The 17,785-nt window shown below is 66.4% G+C and carries 15 protein-coding genes; 8 read left to right on the top strand and 7 right to left on the bottom strand.

From position 1 onward, the window contains the following. Positions 1-129: 129 nt before the first annotated feature. The 5 genes from AC07YR_RS10840 (at position 130) to AC07YR_RS10820 (ending at position 6,461) form a co-directional block, all read left to right on the top strand. Positions 130-1,719 (top strand): pyridoxal phosphate-dependent decarboxylase family protein, encoded by a 1,590-nt coding sequence (locus tag AC07YR_RS10840; protein WP_494733944.1) that lies wholly within the window; start codon positions 130-132, stop codon positions 1,717-1,719. Beyond that, entirely contained in the window at positions 1,716-3,080 is a 1,365-nt protein-coding gene (locus AC07YR_RS10835; RefSeq protein ID WP_494733943.1) for a lysine N(6)-hydroxylase/L-ornithine N(5)-oxygenase family protein, read from the top strand. Before AC07YR_RS10840 ends, AC07YR_RS10835 begins: the two co-directional genes overlap by 4 nt. Further along, positions 3,077-3,670 (top strand): GNAT family N-acetyltransferase, encoded by a 594-nt coding sequence (locus AC07YR_RS10830; RefSeq protein ID WP_494733942.1) that lies wholly within the window; start codon positions 3,077-3,079, stop codon positions 3,668-3,670. Before AC07YR_RS10835 ends, AC07YR_RS10830 begins: the two co-directional genes overlap by 4 nt. Continuing rightward, the gene (locus AC07YR_RS10825) at positions 3,667-5,568 is read left to right on the top strand and encodes an IucA/IucC family protein (protein ID WP_494733941.1); all 1,902 of its coding nucleotides are present in this window, start codon (positions 3,667-3,669) and stop codon (positions 5,566-5,568) included. Before AC07YR_RS10830 ends, AC07YR_RS10825 begins: the two co-directional genes overlap by 4 nt. Positions 5,569-5,684: 116 nt before the next feature. Then, positions 5,685-6,461 (top strand): SDR family NAD(P)-dependent oxidoreductase, encoded by a 777-nt coding sequence (locus tag AC07YR_RS10820; protein WP_494733940.1) that lies wholly within the window; start codon positions 5,685-5,687, stop codon positions 6,459-6,461. A gap of 9 nt (positions 6,462-6,470) precedes the next feature. Here the strand turns inward: AC07YR_RS10820 and AC07YR_RS10815 are convergent, their stop codons facing one another. Both AC07YR_RS10815 and AC07YR_RS10810 read right to left on the bottom strand, forming a co-directional pair. Then, positions 6,471-7,538, bottom strand: a complete 1,068-nt coding sequence (locus AC07YR_RS10815) for an FUSC family protein (RefSeq protein WP_494733939.1) — start codon at positions 7,536-7,538, stop codon at positions 6,471-6,473. A gap of 145 nt (positions 7,539-7,683) precedes the next feature. Further along, a complete protein-coding gene (locus AC07YR_RS10810) occupies positions 7,684-9,276 on the bottom strand; it encodes an MFS transporter (RefSeq protein WP_055802430.1) in 1,593 nt (530 codons plus the stop codon). 614 nt (positions 9,277-9,890) lie between these two features. Between AC07YR_RS10810 and AC07YR_RS10805 the strand changes: the two genes are divergently transcribed. Both AC07YR_RS10805 and AC07YR_RS10800 read left to right on the top strand, forming a co-directional pair. Continuing rightward, positions 9,891-10,130: a hypothetical protein gene (locus AC07YR_RS10805; protein ID WP_494733938.1), complete on the top strand. Its 240-nt coding sequence runs from the start codon at positions 9,891-9,893 to the stop codon at positions 10,128-10,130. Positions 10,131-10,206: 76 nt separating this feature from the next. After that, positions 10,207-10,461 carry a hypothetical protein gene (locus AC07YR_RS10800; RefSeq protein ID WP_028270621.1) on the top strand — a complete coding sequence of 85 codons (255 nt, stop codon included), beginning with the start codon at positions 10,207-10,209 and terminating at the stop codon, positions 10,459-10,461. Between the two features lie 107 nt (positions 10,462-10,568). On the opposite strand, the gene AC07YR_RS10795 is transcribed toward AC07YR_RS10800, so the two are convergent. Further along, positions 10,569-13,130: an ATP-dependent DNA ligase gene (locus AC07YR_RS10795; protein WP_494733937.1), complete on the bottom strand. Its 2,562-nt coding sequence runs from the start codon at positions 13,128-13,130 to the stop codon at positions 10,569-10,571. Positions 13,131-13,170: 40 nt separating this feature from the next. On the opposite strand from AC07YR_RS10795, the gene ku reads away from it, so the two are divergent. Beyond that, the gene (gene ku / locus AC07YR_RS10790) at positions 13,171-14,184 is read left to right on the top strand and encodes a non-homologous end joining protein Ku (protein ID WP_494733936.1); all 1,014 of its coding nucleotides are present in this window, start codon (positions 13,171-13,173) and stop codon (positions 14,182-14,184) included. Between the two features lie 44 nt (positions 14,185-14,228). Here ku and AC07YR_RS10785 read toward each other — a convergent pair whose 3' ends face one another. From AC07YR_RS10785 to AC07YR_RS10770, 4 genes are all read right to left on the bottom strand, one after another. Then, a complete protein-coding gene (locus AC07YR_RS10785) occupies positions 14,229-14,495 on the bottom strand; it encodes a DUF7218 family protein (RefSeq protein ID WP_055801563.1) in 267 nt (88 codons plus the stop codon). Positions 14,496-14,497: 2 nt separating this feature from the next. Beyond that, positions 14,498-15,145 carry an SRPBCC family protein gene (locus AC07YR_RS10780; protein WP_055801560.1) on the bottom strand — a complete coding sequence of 216 codons (648 nt, stop codon included), beginning with the start codon at positions 15,143-15,145 and terminating at the stop codon, positions 14,498-14,500. A gap of 249 nt (positions 15,146-15,394) precedes the next feature. Continuing rightward, complete coding sequence (locus AC07YR_RS10775) at positions 15,395-15,673, bottom strand: HPr family phosphocarrier protein (RefSeq protein ID WP_055801558.1); 279 nt, start codon at positions 15,671-15,673, stop codon at positions 15,395-15,397. Positions 15,674-15,729: 56 nt separating this feature from the next. Continuing rightward, positions 15,730-17,784, bottom strand: coding sequence for a PTS fructose transporter subunit IIABC (locus tag AC07YR_RS10770; protein ID WP_494733935.1), 2,055 nt, complete (start codon positions 17,782-17,784; stop codon positions 15,730-15,732). Position 17,785: the final 1 nt, after the last annotated feature.

Raw genomic sequence — 17,785 nt, 5'->3', positions numbered from 1 at the left:
AGCCGGCAAGACCCCGCAAATCCGCCAAATTCATAATTAGCTCACAAAAGTTTGACTAAAAGGTTTACCTAAGTAAGGCTTGCCTTGCTACGTTAGCGCGCCTCCAAACGCCTACCAAAGGAAAACCTTGTGACGCTGTTGCCCCGTGTGGACGAGAAACCCCTGGACCTGCCCGCCCCTTCCGGCGGGCACGATTTCGGCTCCCGGGTGGAGCTCGCCCTCGCCGCCACCAACCACCTTTTCAACTCCCGCAACGCGCCCCGCTACGTGGCGCAGGTGCTCCAGGGCGTCAACGCCGTGGCCACCAAGCTGGAGCGGACCACCAAGCCGTTTACCGGCGTCGGGCCCCGGGAGCTTCAGGCGCGCGTCGGCGCGGTTGACCTGGACCTGCCCCTGCCGGACACTGCCGCTGCGCTGGCGGAACTTGAAGAGGTGTACCTGCAGGACGCCGTCTACTTCCATGACGCGAAGTACGCGGCGCACCTGAACTGCCCCGTGGTGATCCCGGCGCTGGTGGGGGAGAGCATCCTGTCCGCCGTGAATTCGTCGATGGACACCTGGGACCAGAGCGCGGGCGCCACCATGATCGAGCGCAGGCTCATCGACTGGACGGCGGAGCGGCTGTCCCTGGGGGACGCTGCCGACGGCGTGTTCACGTCCGGCGGCAGCCAGTCCAACTTCCAGGCGCTGCTCATTGCCCGCAACCATGCCGTGGCCGGGCTGCGGAAGCTCCCCGGCAATGAATCCCTCCGGCTTCCTGCCCTGCTGGAGAAGCTGCGGGTCTTCGCGTCCGAAGACAGCCACTTCAGCATCCGCAAATCAGCCTCCATGCTGGGACTGGGGTACGACGCCGTCGTGCCGGTGGCCTACGGGCCGGACCACCGGATGGACCCCGCCGCGCTGGCCGGCGCGCTGGCGCAAACGGCCGACGCCGGGCTGGTCCCGATCGCCGTGGTGGGCACCGCCGGGACAACCGATTTCGGCGCGGTGGACCCGCTCGTCGAGCTCGCCGCCCTCGCCCGGGCGTACGGCGCATGGTTCCACGTGGACGCCGCCTACGGCGGCGGCCTGATGCTCTCCGGCCGCTACAGCCACCGGCTGGACGGGATCGGCCTGGCCGACTCCGTCACCGTGGATTTCCACAAGACCTTCTTCCAGCCGGTGAGCTCCAGCGCCCTGCTGGTCCGGGACCGGGCCATGCTGCGGCACGTGACCTACTACGCGGACTACCTCAACCCGGAGAGCGCCGCGCTGGCGGACATTCCCAACCAGGTGGACAAGAGCATCCAGACCACACGCCGCTTTGACGCCCTGAAGCTCTGGCTGACCCTCCGGATCATGGGCGCGGATGCCGTCGGTGCCCTGCTGGACGAGGCGATAGACCTTGCCGCACGCACCGGGCAGGCCCTGGCCGCCGACCCCGACTTCGAGCTGGCCGCCCACCCACAGCTGAGCACGCTCGTGTTCCGCTACCGTCCGCTCCTGGCCGACGGGACGCGCCTCGATGAGGACGCCGCTGACACCCTTAACCCGGCGATCCGCGCCGCCGTATTCGCCTCCGGCGAGGCGGTGGTTGCCGGAACGAAGGTGGCCGGACGGCACTACCTGAAGTTCACCCTGCTGAACGCCGAGGCCACCCCGGAAGACATCACCACGATCATCAGCCTGCTCCGCCGTACGGGTGAAGCGCTGCTTACCGGCCAGGAGGCTGCAGCATGAGCACCTCCACTCCCAGCACCGCAGGCGAGGGGCACGTGTACGACTTCGCCGGTATCGGCGTCGGGCCTTTCAACCTGGGGCTCGCCGCGCTCACCGAGCCCATCGACGGACTGGATGCCGTCTTCCTGGAGCGCCGCGACTCGTTCGACTGGCACCCCGGCATGATGCTGGAGCCGGCCCACTTGCAGGTCCCGTTCATGGCGGACCTCGTGACGCTGGCCGACCCCACGTCGCCGTATTCGTTCCTGAACTTCCTCAAGCAGACCGGCCGGCTCTACCGCTTCTACATCCGGGAAAACTTCTACCCGCTGCGCGCCGAGTACAACCAGTACTGCCAGTGGGTGGCCGGCCGGCTCGCTTCGGTGCGGTTTGGCACGGACGTCCGGGAGATCACGTACGACGGCGGCGTGTACACGCTGTCCGTCCACGGCCCCGCCGGGCCGGAGGTGCTGCGCGCGCGGCGGCTGGTGCTGGGCACCGGAACATCGCCGTACGTCCCCGCGGCCTGCGACGGAATCGTCGAAGCGGCAGCCAATGGTGGCGGGCTGGTCCTCCACAACGCCGAGTACCTGTCGAGGAAGAGTGAGCTGCAGCAGCAGCGGAGCATCACCATCGTGGGCAGCGGCCAGAGCGCGGCGGAAATCTACTATGAGCTGCTGCAGGAGATCGACGTCCACGGGTACCAGCTGAACTGGGTCACCCGGTCCGCGCGGTTCTTCCCGCTGGAGTACACCAAGCTCACCCTGGAGATGACGTCTCCGGAGTATGTGGACTACTTCCACAGCCTCCCGCAGGAACAGCGCGACGGCCTCATCAGGAGCCAGAAGAACCTGTACAAGGGCATCAACTCCGAGCTCATCGATGCCATCTACGACCTCCTGTATGCCAAGAGCCTCTCTGGGATGGTGGATACCCGGCTGCTGACGCACTCGGCCCTCACCGGGGCCTCGTGGGACCCGGCCTGCGGCACCCACACCCTGCAGCTCCGGCATGAGGAGCAGGGCGCCGGCTATTCGCTGGACAGCGAAGCCGTGGTGCTTGCCACCGGCTACGGCTACCGCGAACCCGGGTTCCTAAACGGGATACAGGACCGGATCGCCCGGGACGGCCGCGGCAGGTTCGCCGTCGAGCGCAACTACAGTACCGGCGTCGAACCCGGCGAGATCTTCGTCCAGAACGCGGAACTCCACACCCACGGCTTCGTCACCCCGGACCTCGGCATGGCCGCCTACCGCAACTCCTGCATCCTGCGCGAGATCACCGGCCGCGAGGTCTATCCTGTGGAACAAAGCATCGCGTTCCAGCACTTCGGGGTTCCCGTGACGGCTGACGTAGCGGAGCAGCAGCCGGTGAACGCATGAGTTTCACGTTCCGCTGCTTTGACCCCGACACCGACGCACAACTCCTCCACAGCTGGGTAACCCGGCCATATGCTGCCTTCTGGGGGATGCAGTCCGCGTCCGTGCAGGACGTTGTGCAGGAATACACGAAGATCCAGTCCAGCGGTCACCACCACGCGCTGCTGGGGCTCGACGCCGGCGTTCCAGCCTTCCTGATGGAGGAGTACCGTCCGGCCTTCTCCCCGCTGGCAGGCCGATACGCCGTGCAGCCGGGGGACATCGGGATGCACCTCCTGGTCGCGCCGCCGGCCGGTCCGCCGCGCCCGGGCTATACCGCCGCCGTGATGGAAATCGTCCTGGACCGGCTCTTCGCCAAGGACAAAGTGGAGCGCGTGGTGGTTGAGCCCGACGCCCGGAACCACAAGATCCACGTCCTCAATGCGCGGCTCGGATTCCAGCCCGCCGGGGAGATCGCGCTGCCGGACAAGCAGGCCCTCCTCAGTTTTTGCACGCGGGAGGCCTTCCATGCCGCCCGCGCCGCCCTTCATTCATCCCCGATCCAGCCATCGCCGATCCGCCTTTCCCCAAATCGCCAGGGAGCCTCACTTTGACCACCGCAGAACTCGAATCCGTCCTCACCGCAGGAAACGCCGCAACCCACCTCACGCCGGAACGCTGGGCCGCCGCCAACCGGCACCTGGTCCGCAAGGCGCTCGCCGAGTTCTCACACGAACGCATCCTCAGCCCGGAACGGATCAGCCCGGGGGACGCCGCCGGGGGCAGCGCCGCGCCCGGTGCCGAGGACCGGTCCGAAGCCGGTGCCGGAGCCCAGTCCCACGACTACCGGGTGCTCAGCGATGACGCCACGGTTGAATACCGGTTCTCCGCCAGGATCCTGCACCTGGAGCACTGGTCCGTCGACGCCGCTTCGATCACCTGCAACCGCGACGGGCAGGACGCACCCCTGGATGCGCTCCGGTTCATCACCGAATTCCGCGACGCCCTGGGGATCCGGCCGGAGATGCTCCCGGTCTACCTCGAGGAGATCAGCAGCACTCTTTCCAGCCACGCCTACAAGCAGTGGATCGGCCAGCCGTCCTCCGCGGAACTGGCGGCAGGCGTGACCGGCGGAGCGGACGCCGCCACGGACTTCCAGGCCATTGAGCGCAGCATGACGGAGGGTCACCCCTGCTTCGTGGCCAACAACGGCCGGCTGGGCTTCGGCATCGCCGACTATCGCGCCTTTGCCCCGGAAGCCGGCGCCCCCGTGCAGCTGGAATGGATCGCGGTGCACCGGAGCAAGGCAGTGTTCACCTCCAGCGAGGGCCTGGACTATGCAGCCCACCTTGACGCCGAACTGGGTGCCGGCACCCTGGCCTACTTCGACGCCGGGCTCAGTGCCCTGGGCCTGGACCCGGCCGCGTATTTCCTGATGCCGGTGCACCCGTGGCAGTGGGAGAACAAACTGACGGTGACCTTTGCCGCCGAGATCGCCCAGCAGCACATCGTGCACCTCGGGATCGGGGCGGACGGATACCAGGCCCAGCAGTCCATCCGGACGTTTTTCAACACGACCGCCCCGGAAAAGGCGTACGTCAAGACCGCCATGTCCGTGCTGAACATGGGGTTCATGCGCGGGCTGTCCCCGCAGTACATGAAAGCCACACCGGCCATCAATGACTGGCTCCAGGACCTGATCGGCGGCGACGAGGCCCTGCAGGCCCGCGGACTGGCGGTGATCCGGGAGGTGGCAGCCATCGGATACCACAACGGATACTACGAGGAGGCCGCGCCCAAGGAGTCGCCGTACCGGAAGATGCTGTCCGCGCTGTGGCGTGAAAGCCCGCTGCCGCTGCTTGCGGACGGACAACAGCTGGCCACCATGGCCTCGCTGCTGCACACCGATGCCGCGGGCACACCCTTGGTCTCCGCCCTGATCGAACAGTCCGGGCTGGAACCCGGCGAGTGGCTGCGCCGGTACTTCGAGGCGTACCTCGTGCCCCTGGTGCACTGCCTGTACCGCTACGAGCTGGCGTTCATGCCGCACGGCGAGAATGTGATCCTGGTGCTCCATAACGGGGTGCCCGTGCGGGCGGTCATGAAGGACATCGCCGAGGAAATCGTGGTGATGGGGAACCGGATCGAGCTGCCGGACGCCGTATCCCGGATCAAGGCGGACATTCCCGACGACGAGAAGGTCCTGGCCGTCTTCACCGACGTGTTCGACTGTATCTTCCGGTTCCTCGGCGCCCTCCTGGAGGAAGACGGCGTGCTTCGCGGCGAGGAATTCTGGCGCATCGCTGCCGGGGCCATCCGCGATTACCAGGCGGAGCACCCCGAACTCGCGGACCAGTTTGCCCGGCACGACCTGTTCGCGCCCGACTTCCAGTTCTCCTGCCTCAACAGGCTGCAGCTGCGCAACAACCGGCAGATGCTCGATCTCACGGACCCGTCCGGAGGCCTGCAGATGGCCGGCAGGCTGGTGAACCCGCTGGCGAAGTTCGCCTAGGACGTTCGCCGAGATGGCATGTCACGGCAGTCGTGGTCGAACACACTGCCGTGAGGTGCCGTCCGGGCGCTGCTTAGGGGGAGGCGCCGGGCACCAGGTGCCACTAGGCTTCTGCCATGACCGAACAAGTTCCCGGACCCACAGCCCTGATCACCGGCGCGACGGCGGGCCTTGGCGCCGAGTTTGCCCGCCAGCTCGCGGAACAGGGGCACCACCTGGTGCTGGTGGCCCGCGATGCGGAGCGCCTGCGGGCCGCCGCGCACGAACTGGAGAACAACTACAGCATCACGGCCGAGGTGCTGTCCGCTGACCTGACGGACGACGCCGGGGTGGCCACCGTCGTCGAACGCCTTTCCGACGCTTCACGGCCGGTGGAGATCCTGGTCAACAACGCCGGCATCGGGCTGCTGAAGTCCTTCGACAAGAACAGCTTGGACGAGGAACGCAGGCACCTGCGGCTCCATGTCCAGACGCCCATGGAACTGTGCCACGCTGCCCTGCAAGGCATGCTGGCGCGCGGTTCGGGCAGGATCATCAACGTGGCCAGCGTCGCCGCGTTCGCCAACCGGGGTAGTTACTCGGCGGCGAAAGCCTGGCAGGTGAGCTTCAGCCGCTGGGCCAACCTGGCATACGCCGGCAGCGGCGTGAAAGTGACGGCCGTGTGCCCGGGGTTCACCCACACCGAATTCCACGACCGGATGGGCATGGACAAAACAGTGGCCCCGCGGTGGCTGTGGCTGCACGCGGACCGCGTGGTCCGGGAAGGCCTGGCGGACAACGAACGCGGCCGTGCGGTGTCCATCCCCACCAAGCGGTACAAGGTGGTTGCCGCCGTTTCGCGGGTGCTGCCGGCGCGGTTTACGTCCGGGCCGCCAAAAAGGCCCGCAAAGTAGCCGCTGTGTTCAGCTGGACGGGCGCAGGCGGACTGTCCGCCGCCGGACCAGCACAATCACCAGGATGCCAACCACCGCGCCCACCACGGTTTCCACGGCACGTTCCGTGATGAGGACATAGGGGTCTGCCGGGGCGGCAAGTTGCGTCATTAGCAGGATGACTGGGGTGAACGACACCATGGCGAGGCCGTAGTGCCTGGTCATGAAAAGTTCCGTGGTGAACTGGAAGATGATGACCAGAACCGCCAGCACGGCGGCTTCCGCCCCCGGAAAAAACGTCAGCGGCGCCCAGGGCACCGGAAGAAGTACGACGGCGACCAGCACCAGCCCGAGGAAGGTCCCCACCATGCGGTGGAGGCCGCGGTGCACGCTGCTGGGCAGGTCTGCTCCGGCGAGGGGAACCGCGGCGGCGGCCATGGCCCAGTGCGGGTGGCCGCTGCCGCTGAGAACACCGATGGAGCCGGCTGTTCCGACTGCCAGGACATAGCGGGCCGCGTGGATCACGGCTGCCTGCCGCCTTAATCCGCCCAGCGGCGCGGCAGCCCGGACCGCTCCCGGCTGCCACTTCCGGCCGCGGACCCAGCCGCCAAAACCGACGGCTATGGAAAACGCCGCGGAGGCGGCTGCAATGACCAGTGCCGCGAACCAGGGAATGGTGGTGGGGACGGAGGCGCAGGCGCCCAGGGCCAGGATGCCGAAGAACGGGCCGTTGGGCTTCAGGTTCACCCTGTCGGAGAACACCGAGCCGATGCCGGCGAGGACGGCTTCGACACCCACCAGCCACCAGGAGTGCAGGTGGTTGACGGACAGGAAAATGCCGACGCCAACCCCGCTGAGCAGGACCAGCGCGGCCTGCGTCTGGTGAATGAGGCGGAGCTGGTGGGGCTCGGACCGTCCATACATCCCGGTCAGGGCGCCGAACACGGCATAGATGATCAGGTCCGGGCGGCCGAAAACCAGGAGGGCCAGCGAGGGGACGGCCACACTGACCGCCACGCGCAGGGCGGACAAATGATCATTGTTGGCCGGGCCGAGGCTATGCAGGTCGCGGAGATGCCGCAGGAGGCCGTGGGCCATGGGTACCTCCGTTCTTCCGTGCGTTCGTTCCGAGCGCACTTCCTCAAAAAGTCTGCCAGACGCGCGGAAGGCCTGCTTTGCACGCTGTCACAAAAGAACATCGTGCAAAGCAGGCCTCGTCGGGCGGGGCTGCTGGGCTACGAGGCTAGGCCCTCGCAGGAACCTTTTCGGTTTCGCGCAGCTCGTCCTCAAACGGCATGTCATCCAGGTTGATCAGCGGGTTCTCATCCTGGGTGGCCACGAGCTCGTGCGCCTCTGCCTTGGTGTCCACGCTGGGCATGGAGCCCGGCAGCGGACGGTTGGCTGATTCCTTCAGGAAGTAGATGGCCACCGCGCCGACGGCCGACGTGGCCATCAGATAGTACGCGGGCATCATGTCGTTGCCGGTGCTATTGATCAGGGCGGCGACGATGAACGGTGTGGTTCCGCCGAAGATGGCCACGGAGAAGTTGTAAGCGATGCCCATGGCGCCGTAGCGGCTGGACGTCGGGAACTGGGCCGGCAGGGCGGAGGCCAGGTTGGCCACGTAGAACGTCACCGGGAAGGCGATCAGGCCGAGGCCCAGCAACGTCGACCAGACTTCTCCGATGCCGATCAGGAGGAACGCCGGAGTTGCCAACACCACGGTGCTGAGGGCTCCGATCCAGAGCACGGGTCGGCGGCCGATCCGGTCAGACAGCTTGCCGGTGAGCGGAATGCAGAGGCTCATGACCACCAGCACGGGGATGGTCAGCAGCGTGCCGTGAACCGGATCGTAGCCCTTGGACTCCGTGAGGTACGTCGGCATGTAGGACGTCAGGGCATAGCCGGCCGTGTTTGCGGCGGCCACGAGGATCATCGCGACGATGAGCGAACGCCAGTAGGCCTTCACGATGCCCACCGGGCCCTTGGATGCGGCTGCATCGCCGGCGGTGGCGTCCTTTGCGGATGCTTCCTGCGCGTCAAGGGTCGCCTGGAACTGCGGGGACTCCTCGATTTTGCTCCGGAAGTAGACGGCGATCAGGCCCAGCGGCCCGGCGACGAGGAACGGAATCCGCCAGCCCCATTGCTCCATGGAGTCCTGGCCAAGCGTGAGCTGCAGGACGGAGACCAGGGCGGCACCGATTGCGAAGCCGAGGTAGCTGCCCATGTCCAGGAAGCTGGCGAAGAAGCCACGGCGCTTGTCCGGCGCGTATTCGCTCACAAAGGTGGTGGCACCGGCGTACTCGCCGCCGGTGGAGAAGCCTTGGACGAGCTTGAACAGCACCAGCAGGACCGCGGCCCAGATACCGATCTGTGCGTAGCCGGGCAGGAGGCCGACCGCGAAGGTGCTGGCGGCCATGATCATCAGGGTGGCCGCGAGTACCTTCTGGCGGCCGATCTTGTCGCCGAGCCAGCCGAACACGACACCGCCGAGGGGGCGGGCAATGAAGGTGGCAGCGAACGTTCCCAGCAGGAACAGGGTTTGGACGGACTTGTCCGCCTCAGGCAGGAACACCGGACCCATGGTGGTGATCAGGTAGCCGAACACGCCGACGTCGTACCACTCCATCGTGTTCCCCACGATGGTTCCGCCGAGTGCTTTCTTAAGCATCGGCTTGTTGACGACGTTGACATCGGAGACTTTGAGTCTGCGGCGAGGCAACAGCCTCGACTTCTTGGCGCTTTGGGGCGCGATGCCCGGGGGCACAATATTGTTGGTTCCGCGGGCGATGTTCGCGCCTGCTGAAGAGTCGGTCATGCTTCGGTCTTTGGGCATTTGGGCTTCTCCCATGGAGGTCATTTGCTTGCGACTTGTAGCTGCCCCGCTCCGGGCAGGCTTTCAATTTTACGCGATTTCCATGGTGTTTCCGAGTTCGGTGGCGTATGATCCGGGGTTTCAAGGGCCGAACGGCAGCCGGAACCCGAATTATTTTGCGCCGTTTCACCGCGCCAGCACTGGAATCCGTGCATTTTCCGCATCGTTACCAAACCTTTTTCGGCCAGCGGCCGATAGGGTGCCCAAAAACGCCGGATCCGGCCCTTCAGCGCCCACCTGCCGGGCCATGCGTGCGGGGGCCGAATCCATCTGAACCGGGGGTTCCCAACCGGCCGGAATACTGCCTAAGGTTGACCCATGGGAACACTGATCTTTGGATAGGCCGGCGGCCGGCCGCCAGCGGGTGTTCCTGCTGGTCTGTCCGCCCGCCCCATTCACCAGCACACAAGCTCGTTGAGGCGTACTTTCACGTTGATCTGCTCGGCTGACTCCCGTCGCCGTCACTTCTCCACCGCGATCCGGGCGACCGTGACCCGGCAGCGCCTGCGTCCACAACTCACCATCGCAAAACGATTCCGTAAGCCACACGTTTCCGTAATACAAGGAGTGCTTCCATGACCCACCAAGACAACACCCAGGGCGCCGAACCGAAATCGGGCCAGAACACCGAATCGCCGGAGGCCGGAACATCGGATGCCGGCCAAGGGATCAAGTCACGGCTGACGGACGCCCAGAAGGAAATGCTGGCCAGTAAGTCCCGTGGCGGCGCGGGGTTGCAGAGCGTTTCCCACGGCCACAAACCCACGCACGCGAGCGGAAAGCAAGGCCCTGCCCAGAAAAAAGTCCGCTGGTAGTTTCTGCAGACAAGCGGTAACCGCAGACCTAATATTGGTGGACGCTTCATTTCAACGCGGAAAGGAAGAGCACAAAATGGCTGAGAAAAATCCTGGGGGACAGCTCGAACCGGAGCTTGCCAGTCACCTGGCGGAATCCATGGACGAGGCGCCCGCGCCCGAGATGCCAGCTCCCGCGGGCCCCGTCAATGGCGGCCGGCAGTGGCCAGATGGCAACGGCAAGCGGCGTCATCCGAAGGAACGCGGCACCGCCCACGGACGGATGGGCCATGAGGCAGCAGTGACCGCAGTCCACCGGACCGGCCGGCCGCAGATGCCGCACTCTTCCTAGGCGGAATCCCGACCCGGGGCCGGGCGATACCCAGAGCGGGTGTCGCCCGGCCCTTTCCGTGTTCCGGTTCCTGTTTGTCCTTGGCTCGGCTTGGCTGCGCCGCTGTGTCAGCCGGATTCCGCCACCACGTCGTCGGCGTTTTTGTCCAGGCGCCAGCCGCGCCACACCGGGTGCCGCAGCTTCCCGCCGCCGGTCCATTCCCCGAAGGTAACTTCGCCCACCAGTTCGGGAGTCACCCAGTGCGCGTCGGAGGCATCGGCGGCCGGGACGTCGGTGAAGGGCGAGGTCTTCCTCGCCCGCGTGTCCAGCTGGAGCCGCAGCTCCGTCAGCTCCCGGTCGCTGAACCCGCTGCCCACGCGTCCCACGTACCGCAGCGTGCCGCCGTCGGGGATGCCCACCAGCAACGAGCCCACGGAGTTGTGCCGTGATCCCTTGCCGGGGCGCCAGCCGCCCACCACCACTTCCTGGGTGCGCTCGAACTTCAGTTTCAACCAGGACCTGGAGCGCTCGCCGCTGACGTAGCGTCCGTCAAGGCGTTTGGCCATGATTCCTTCAAGCCCCAGTTCCCGGGCGCTTTCCAGAATGTGCTCCACTGCGTCGTCCAGGACTTCTGACAGGTGCACGGGGCAGCCGGACGGCCAGTCCAACTGCTCCAGCCGCACCCTGCGCTTCCGGAGCGGCAGCCTGCGGAGGTCCTCGCCGGCGTCCGAGAGCAGGTCGAACACCATTAGCCGGACAGGCGTGGATGCCCAGGCCCTGGCGACGTCGGGAGCTTTGGTCAGTTTCATCCGCGTCTGCAGCAACCCGAAATCGGGCCGACCGGAAGGCCCGACGGCGACGATCTCGCCGTCGGCGGTAAAGCTCTGCTCCGGCCAGCATGCGCGGTCGGTCAGTTCCGGGTAGCTGGCAGACATGTCGTTGCCGTTCCGGCTGATGAGCCGGATCCGGTCGGCGTCGCCGATGATGAGCGCCCGCACGCCGTCCCACTTCAGTTCGAACTGCCAGTCCATGCCACGAAGGTCGGCCGGGGTTCCGGCGCCCGCGAGCATTGGTCGAAAATCAGGTGAAGACGCCGGTGCGGGCGGCGGCTCGTCCTCCCTTGCTTCTTTCGGGGTACTTAAGCCAGCCGCAGCGCCTGACGCTGGCGGGGCACCGTGCCCCCGGCGGTCCATCAGGTGAATAAGCCACTGCGCTTGTTCCGGCTGTTGGGAGGCGTCGCTGTCCCGGGAGGTCCGGATCAGCGCGAACCTCTTGGTCCCGCCAAGGCCGCCGCCTTCAGACCCCGTGAGCGTGGCAATGACTTCCTTGCCTGCTATCCATTTGTCGCATTCGTAGTAGCCCTGGTCCCAGATGCTGACGGTCCCGGCGCCGTACTGGCCCTTGGGGATGGTGCCCTCGAAATCGAGATAGTCCATCGGGTGGTCCTCGGTCTGGACCGCCAGGTGGTTCTGCGCCCCGCTTACGGGCACACCTTTCGGCAGCGCCCAGGACACCAGGACGCCGTCACGCTCCAGCCGGAAGTCAAAGTGCAGCCGGCTGGCGTGGTGCTCCTGGATCACAAACCGCTCCCGGATGGTGCCGGCTCCGGGGTCCGCCCGGAGCCGGTCCGCACTGAACGGCTCCGGCGTCCCTTCCGGATCCCGCATCGAGCGGTACTTCTCCAGCCTCGGGTCGGTGCTGCCGCCGTCGGCCGTTCCGCGGCCGCTGCGCCCGCCAGCGCCGTGGCCGCCGCCGTCGCCGCCGTCGCCGCCGCCGTCGGGACGGCCCTGCACATGGCCGCCGCCTGCGGAAACCGATGCGAACGGGTCCTTGCCGTCCTTGACCCGCCGCATGACCTCCCGGTAGTCCAGCTGCTTCAGCGCGGGGGAGGCCAGCTCGCGCCAGGTCCGCGGTGCTGAGACCGTGGGCCTGAGCCGGCCGCGGAGTGAGTACGGCACGATGGTGGTCTTGGCAGCGTTGTTCTGGCTCCAGTCCACCAGCACTTTGCCGGTGCGGAGCGTCTTCTTCATGTCGCTGACGGCAAGGTCCGGGTGGTCAGCTTCCAGAGCGCGGGCAAGTTCGTGGGCGAATTCGGAGATCTGCTCCGAGCCTTGTGTGCCGTCGAGGCCGGCGTAAAGGTGGATGCCCTTGCTGCCACTGGTCACCGGCACAGGGTCCAGGCCAACGTCCTTCAGGATGGCGCGGGCAAGCCGGGCCACTTCGGCGCACTCGGCCAGCCCGGCGCCCCCGCCGGGATCAAGGTCCAGCACCAGGCGGTCAGGGTTCATGGGATTCCCGTGCGGGTCCACGCGCCACTGCGGGACGTGGATTTCCAGCGAGCCCATCTGCGCCAGCCAGATCAGCGTGGCGGCATCGTTGACCAGCGGGTATTGGTTGGTGCGCTCCTTGTGCCGGATCGAGGCGCGCGGAATCCAGCCGGGCGTGGTGTCCTCCAGGTTCTTCTGGAAAAACATCTCGCCCGGCGCCTCCGCGGTGCCCACTCCGTTAACCCAGCGCTTGCGCGTGGCGGGCCGGTTTACTGCGGCGGGGATCAGGACCGGCGCAACTGCGGTGTAGTACGACAGGACGTCCGCTTTGGTGGTGCCCGTCTCCGGGTACATCACCTTGTCCAGGTTGGTGACCACCAGTTCTCGGCCTTGGATCCGGACACGTTCCCTACTGCCGGCCAAAGGTCTTCACCTCCGGGCAACTCTGATGTTCACTTGATCCATGAGAGCCATCTGGAAAGGCGCTATCGCATTTGGGCTGGTCAACGTGCCGGTCAAGGTCTACAGCGCCACGGAGGACCACGACATCGGGCTCCACCAGGTCCACGGCGCCGACGGCGGACGCATCCGGTACCAGCGCCGCTGTGAAGTCTGCGGCGAGATCGTGGATTATGCGGACATCGACAAGGCCTACGAGGAGGACGGCCGTACGGTGATCCTCACCCGTGACGAGCTTAAGTCCATCCCGGCGGAGAGCAGCCACGAGATCGAAGTGGTCCAGTTTGTTCCGTCCGAGCAGCTCGATCCCATGATGTTCGAGAAGAGCTACTACCTGGAACCGGATTCCAAGTCCCCGAAGGCGTACGTCCTCCTCCGCCGGGCACTGGAAGACACGGACCGTGTGGCCGTGGTCCAGTTCGCGCTCCGGGAGAAGACCCGGCTCGGCGCGTTGCGGATCAAGGACGACGTCCTGGTGCTGCAGTCGCTGCTGTGGGCGGACGAGGTCAGGGAGCCGGCATTTCCCGCCCTGGAAACCACCGTCCGGATCTCCGCCCAGGAACGGGAGATGTCCGCAGCCCTGGTTGACTCCATGGCCGGGGACTTTGAGCCCGGCCAGTTCACCGACGACTACCAGGTGCAGCTCCGCAAGCTCATCGACGCGAAGATCGAGCAGGGCGAGTCCCTGGACACCGAACAGACGTTCGGCGCCGAGGCCGCCGAGACCGGGCAGGGTGAGGTCATCGACCTGATGGAAGCCCTGAAGCGAAGCCTGGAAAAGAAGCGGGGCGGCGGGGCGGCCAAGGCCGCGAGCGAGTCGGGGGCGGCGGACAGCGCCGACGCCGACACCGACGAGGCTCCCGCGAAAACCACGCGCGCCAAGGCCCCTACGGCCCGCTCCAAGACGACCGCTGCCAAGGCAACGGCTGCCAAGACTCCGGCAAAGGCGGCAAGCAAGGCCGCTGCGGCGGAAACTGCAGTCAAGGAGCCGGCGAAAAGCCGGCGAAAAGGGGCCTGATACGGCAGTGCACTGGCCGGTTCGGTAACCCATTGCTGCCGCGGTCAGGAGTTCCTGAGAGCTGAGATGAGCTCACTTTTCTTCTTGGCGGAGTAACCCTTCAGCCCTATTTCCTTCGCTTTGGCTTTGAGCTGGGCGACCGTCCAATCCTCGTAGTCGCCCGCCTTGCCGCCCTTGCGCCCCACCTCGGAGCGTCCCCTTTTGGCGGCGGCGTTGGAAATCCGGGCGGCCTTCTGCTTCGAGGCGCCGTCCTCGCGCAGCTCCTCGTACAGTTGCGGGTCCTTGAGGCTGGGGTTCTTTTTCTCAGGCACGGTCAGCTCGGATCTGATGGTTCGGCGTCGTCGATGAAGGGGTCCACCCCGGCCGGACGCTTCGGCGAAGGCGTGGGTGTATGCGGCGGCTGCGGGTGGGATTCGTGTGCCGCGGACCCGGGTGCCTCCGACACGTGTGCGTGGTGCGCCGGAGCGTTCGCCGCAAAGCCTGCCTCTTCCTCGGTTTCTTCCACTTCTCCGTGGTCCACGGCAGAACGCCAGGCGCCCGTTTCAATGCCGCGCGACTCGATGAAGTGCTTGAACCGCTTGAGGTCGGCGCTGAGCTGGTGGCTGACCGCGCCCACTGCGGAGCCGGCCTTCTCCACCAGCCCCTCCGGCTCCCATTCCAGTGCCACGGTGACCCGGGTGTGCTCCGGCCCGAGGGATTCGAAGGAGATTTCGCCGGCGTTGCGCGGCTTGTCCGTGCTGACCCAGGCGATCCGCCGGTCCGGGAGCTGCTCGGTGATCTGCGCGTTGTACTCGCGCCTGACCCCAGCGATGTCGGTCCGGAAATGCAAGGACGTCTCGTCTATTTGTTCCACGGACTCCACGCCCTTCATGAACTCCGGGAATGATTCGAACTGGGTCCATTGGTTGTAGGCCGTGGACACGGGAACTTCCACCTCGATGGTTTCCTGCAGGGTAGCCACTGTCTCATCCTCTTTCAGCCCGGGGTCGTGCCCCGAATGGGTCTGTTGAACGGCGTGTCGCCACGCTGTCCACGCTAACGGGGCCGTCAGGCAAAAACAAGGAATGTACTAAGTCGGCTTAGTTCATTGTGCCGGGAGTTAAACGCAGCGGCCGGCCCGTGCGCCGTGTGCCCCCTCAAGGGGCCGTGGCGCAGCGTGCCGGCCGCTGGCTGCCGTTCCGGAAGCGGACTGTATCAGCCCGCCGTGCCGCTACTCGGCGTCGTGATCGGTTTCCAGGATCTGGACCAGGTGGTCCAGTGCCGTATCGGCGCCGTCGCCTTCGGCGCGGAGGACCACAACGTCGCCGTGCGAGGCGCCCAGGCTCATCAGGGACAGGATGCTGGCGGCGTCCATGGCCTCGTCAACCGGTTCGCCCTGACGGGCAATGGTGATCTCGTGCGGGTACTCGCCGGCTGCCTCGGCAAAGATGGCGGCGGGGCGGGCGTGCAGGCCCACGCGGCTGGCGATGGTGGCGGTGCGTTCGAACATGTGTGCTCCTTGGATATCAGGTCGAGACAAATGGTTGGTCAGAATACCGAACCGGGTCAGACAGTTACTGGAACCGGCTCCACGGTATCAACGGACTTGCGGACGGCCCAGCGCTTCAGCGCAATCACTGCCAGGGCGGTGACGACGGTGCCCACGAGGATCGAAACAACGAACATTACGAAGTTGTCGATCGCGAAGAAGACGAAGATTCCGCCGTGCGGGGCCTTTGATCCGACGCCTGCTGCCATCGAGATGGCACCGGTCACTGCGCCGCCCAGCATGCTGGCGGGGATGACGCGGAGCGGATCGGCTGCGGCGAACGGGATGGCACCTTCGGAAATGAAGGACGCTCCCAGCAGCCAGGCGGCCTTGCCGTTTTCACGCTCGGCCAGGCTGAAGCGCTTCTTGTCCAGGACGGTGGAAGCGAGGGCCATGGCCAGCGGCGGGACCATGCCCGAAGCCATGACGGCTGCCATGATCTGCCACGGCGCCTGGTTGTCCAGGGTGGCGGCGCCCAGGCCGGCGACGGCGAAGGAGTAGGCAACCTTGTTGACCGGGCCACCGAGGTCGAAGCACATCATGAGGCCCAGGATGACGCCCAGTGCGATGGCGCTGGCGCCGGTGAGGCCGGAAAGCCAGCCGTTCAGGCCCTTGGTGATGGCAACGATCGGAGCGCCCAGGATAAGGAACATCAGGCCGGAGGCAACCAGTGAAGCAAGCAGCGGGATGATCACCACGGGCATCAGGCCGCGCAGCCAGCGGGCCACCTGGATCTGCCCGATGGAGTGGGCGATGTAGCCGGCCAGGAGACCGCCCACGATGCCGCCCAGGAAGCCTGCACCCATGAACCCTGCCACGGCGCCGGCCACGAAGCCCGGTGCGATACCCGGACGGTCGGCGATGCCGTAGGCGATATAACCGGCCAGTGCGGGGACCAGGAAGCCGAGCGAGAGGGCACCGATCTTGAAGAGCACGGCACCGAGGTAGGCGCCGAGCGGGCCCCAGGCGTTTTCAGGGTATTCGGTGGGCAGGTTGAAGATGCTGTTGTCCACCACGATGACGTCTGCGAACTGGGTAATCAGGTAGCCGCCCATCAGGAAGCCCAGGGCGATGAGCAGACCGCCGCCGGCCACGAACGGAATCATGTAGCTGACGCCCGTGAGGAGCGCCTTCTTGAGTTTCTGTCCGATGTGCTCGCCCTTTTCGGTGGCTTCGGCTTCAGCCTGCTCTTCGGCGCCGAAGTGCGGTACGCGGCGGGCGTTGGGGTTGTCCGCCGCGGCCAGTGCCTCCTGCACCATCTTGTCCGGTTCGTCGATGCCGCGCTTGACGGGTGCGTTGATGACCGGCTTGCCGGCAAAGCGCTCCTTGCCGCGGACGTCCACGTCCACCGCGAAGATCACGGCATCGGCTGCGGCGATCACGGCGGGGTCCAGCGGCTTGGCGCCGGAGGAGCCCTGGGTTTCCACCTGCAGGTCCACACCGACTTCCTTGGCTGCGGCAACCAGTGAATCGGCGGCCATGTAGGTGTGGGCGATGCCCGTGGGGCAGGCCGTCACGGCTACGAGGCGCTTGGGGCCGGACCTGGCGCCGGTAGCGGCACCGGCAGAGGGCGCGGCTGCTGCGGCTGATGCCACGGCAGGCTCGGCTGCGGCCGCAGGCTTGTCGGCCAGGGCGCCGTCCACCAGCTCAACGATCTCGGCCTGGGTGGTGGCTGCACGCAGGGAAGCGGTGAAGTCCTTTTTGATCAGCGAGCGGGCCAGCTTGGACAGGAGCTTCAGGTGCTCCTGGTCCGCGCCTTCGGGGGCTGCGATGAAGAAGATCAGGTCCGCCGGGCCGTCCTTGGCGCCGAAGTCCACGGGCTGCGAGAGCCGGGCCATGGCCAGGGTGGGCACCGTCACCGCCGTGGAGCGGCAGTGCGGAATGGCAATTCCGCCGGGCACGCCCGTGGCGGTCTTGGATTCGCGGGCAAAGGCGTCCGTGAAGAGGCCTTCGGCTTCGGTGGCGCGTCCGGTGGCGGCAACCCTGCCGGCCAGATGGCGGATCACGTCCTCGGGCGAATTGCCCAGGTTCTGGTCTAGCTCGACCAGATCAGTAGTAATGAGCTGAGTCACT

The sequence above is a fragment of the Arthrobacter sp. GW460-12-1-14-TSB2 genome, from assembly GCF_059423525.1.
This window is presented reverse-complemented; position numbering and strand designations above follow the sequence as displayed.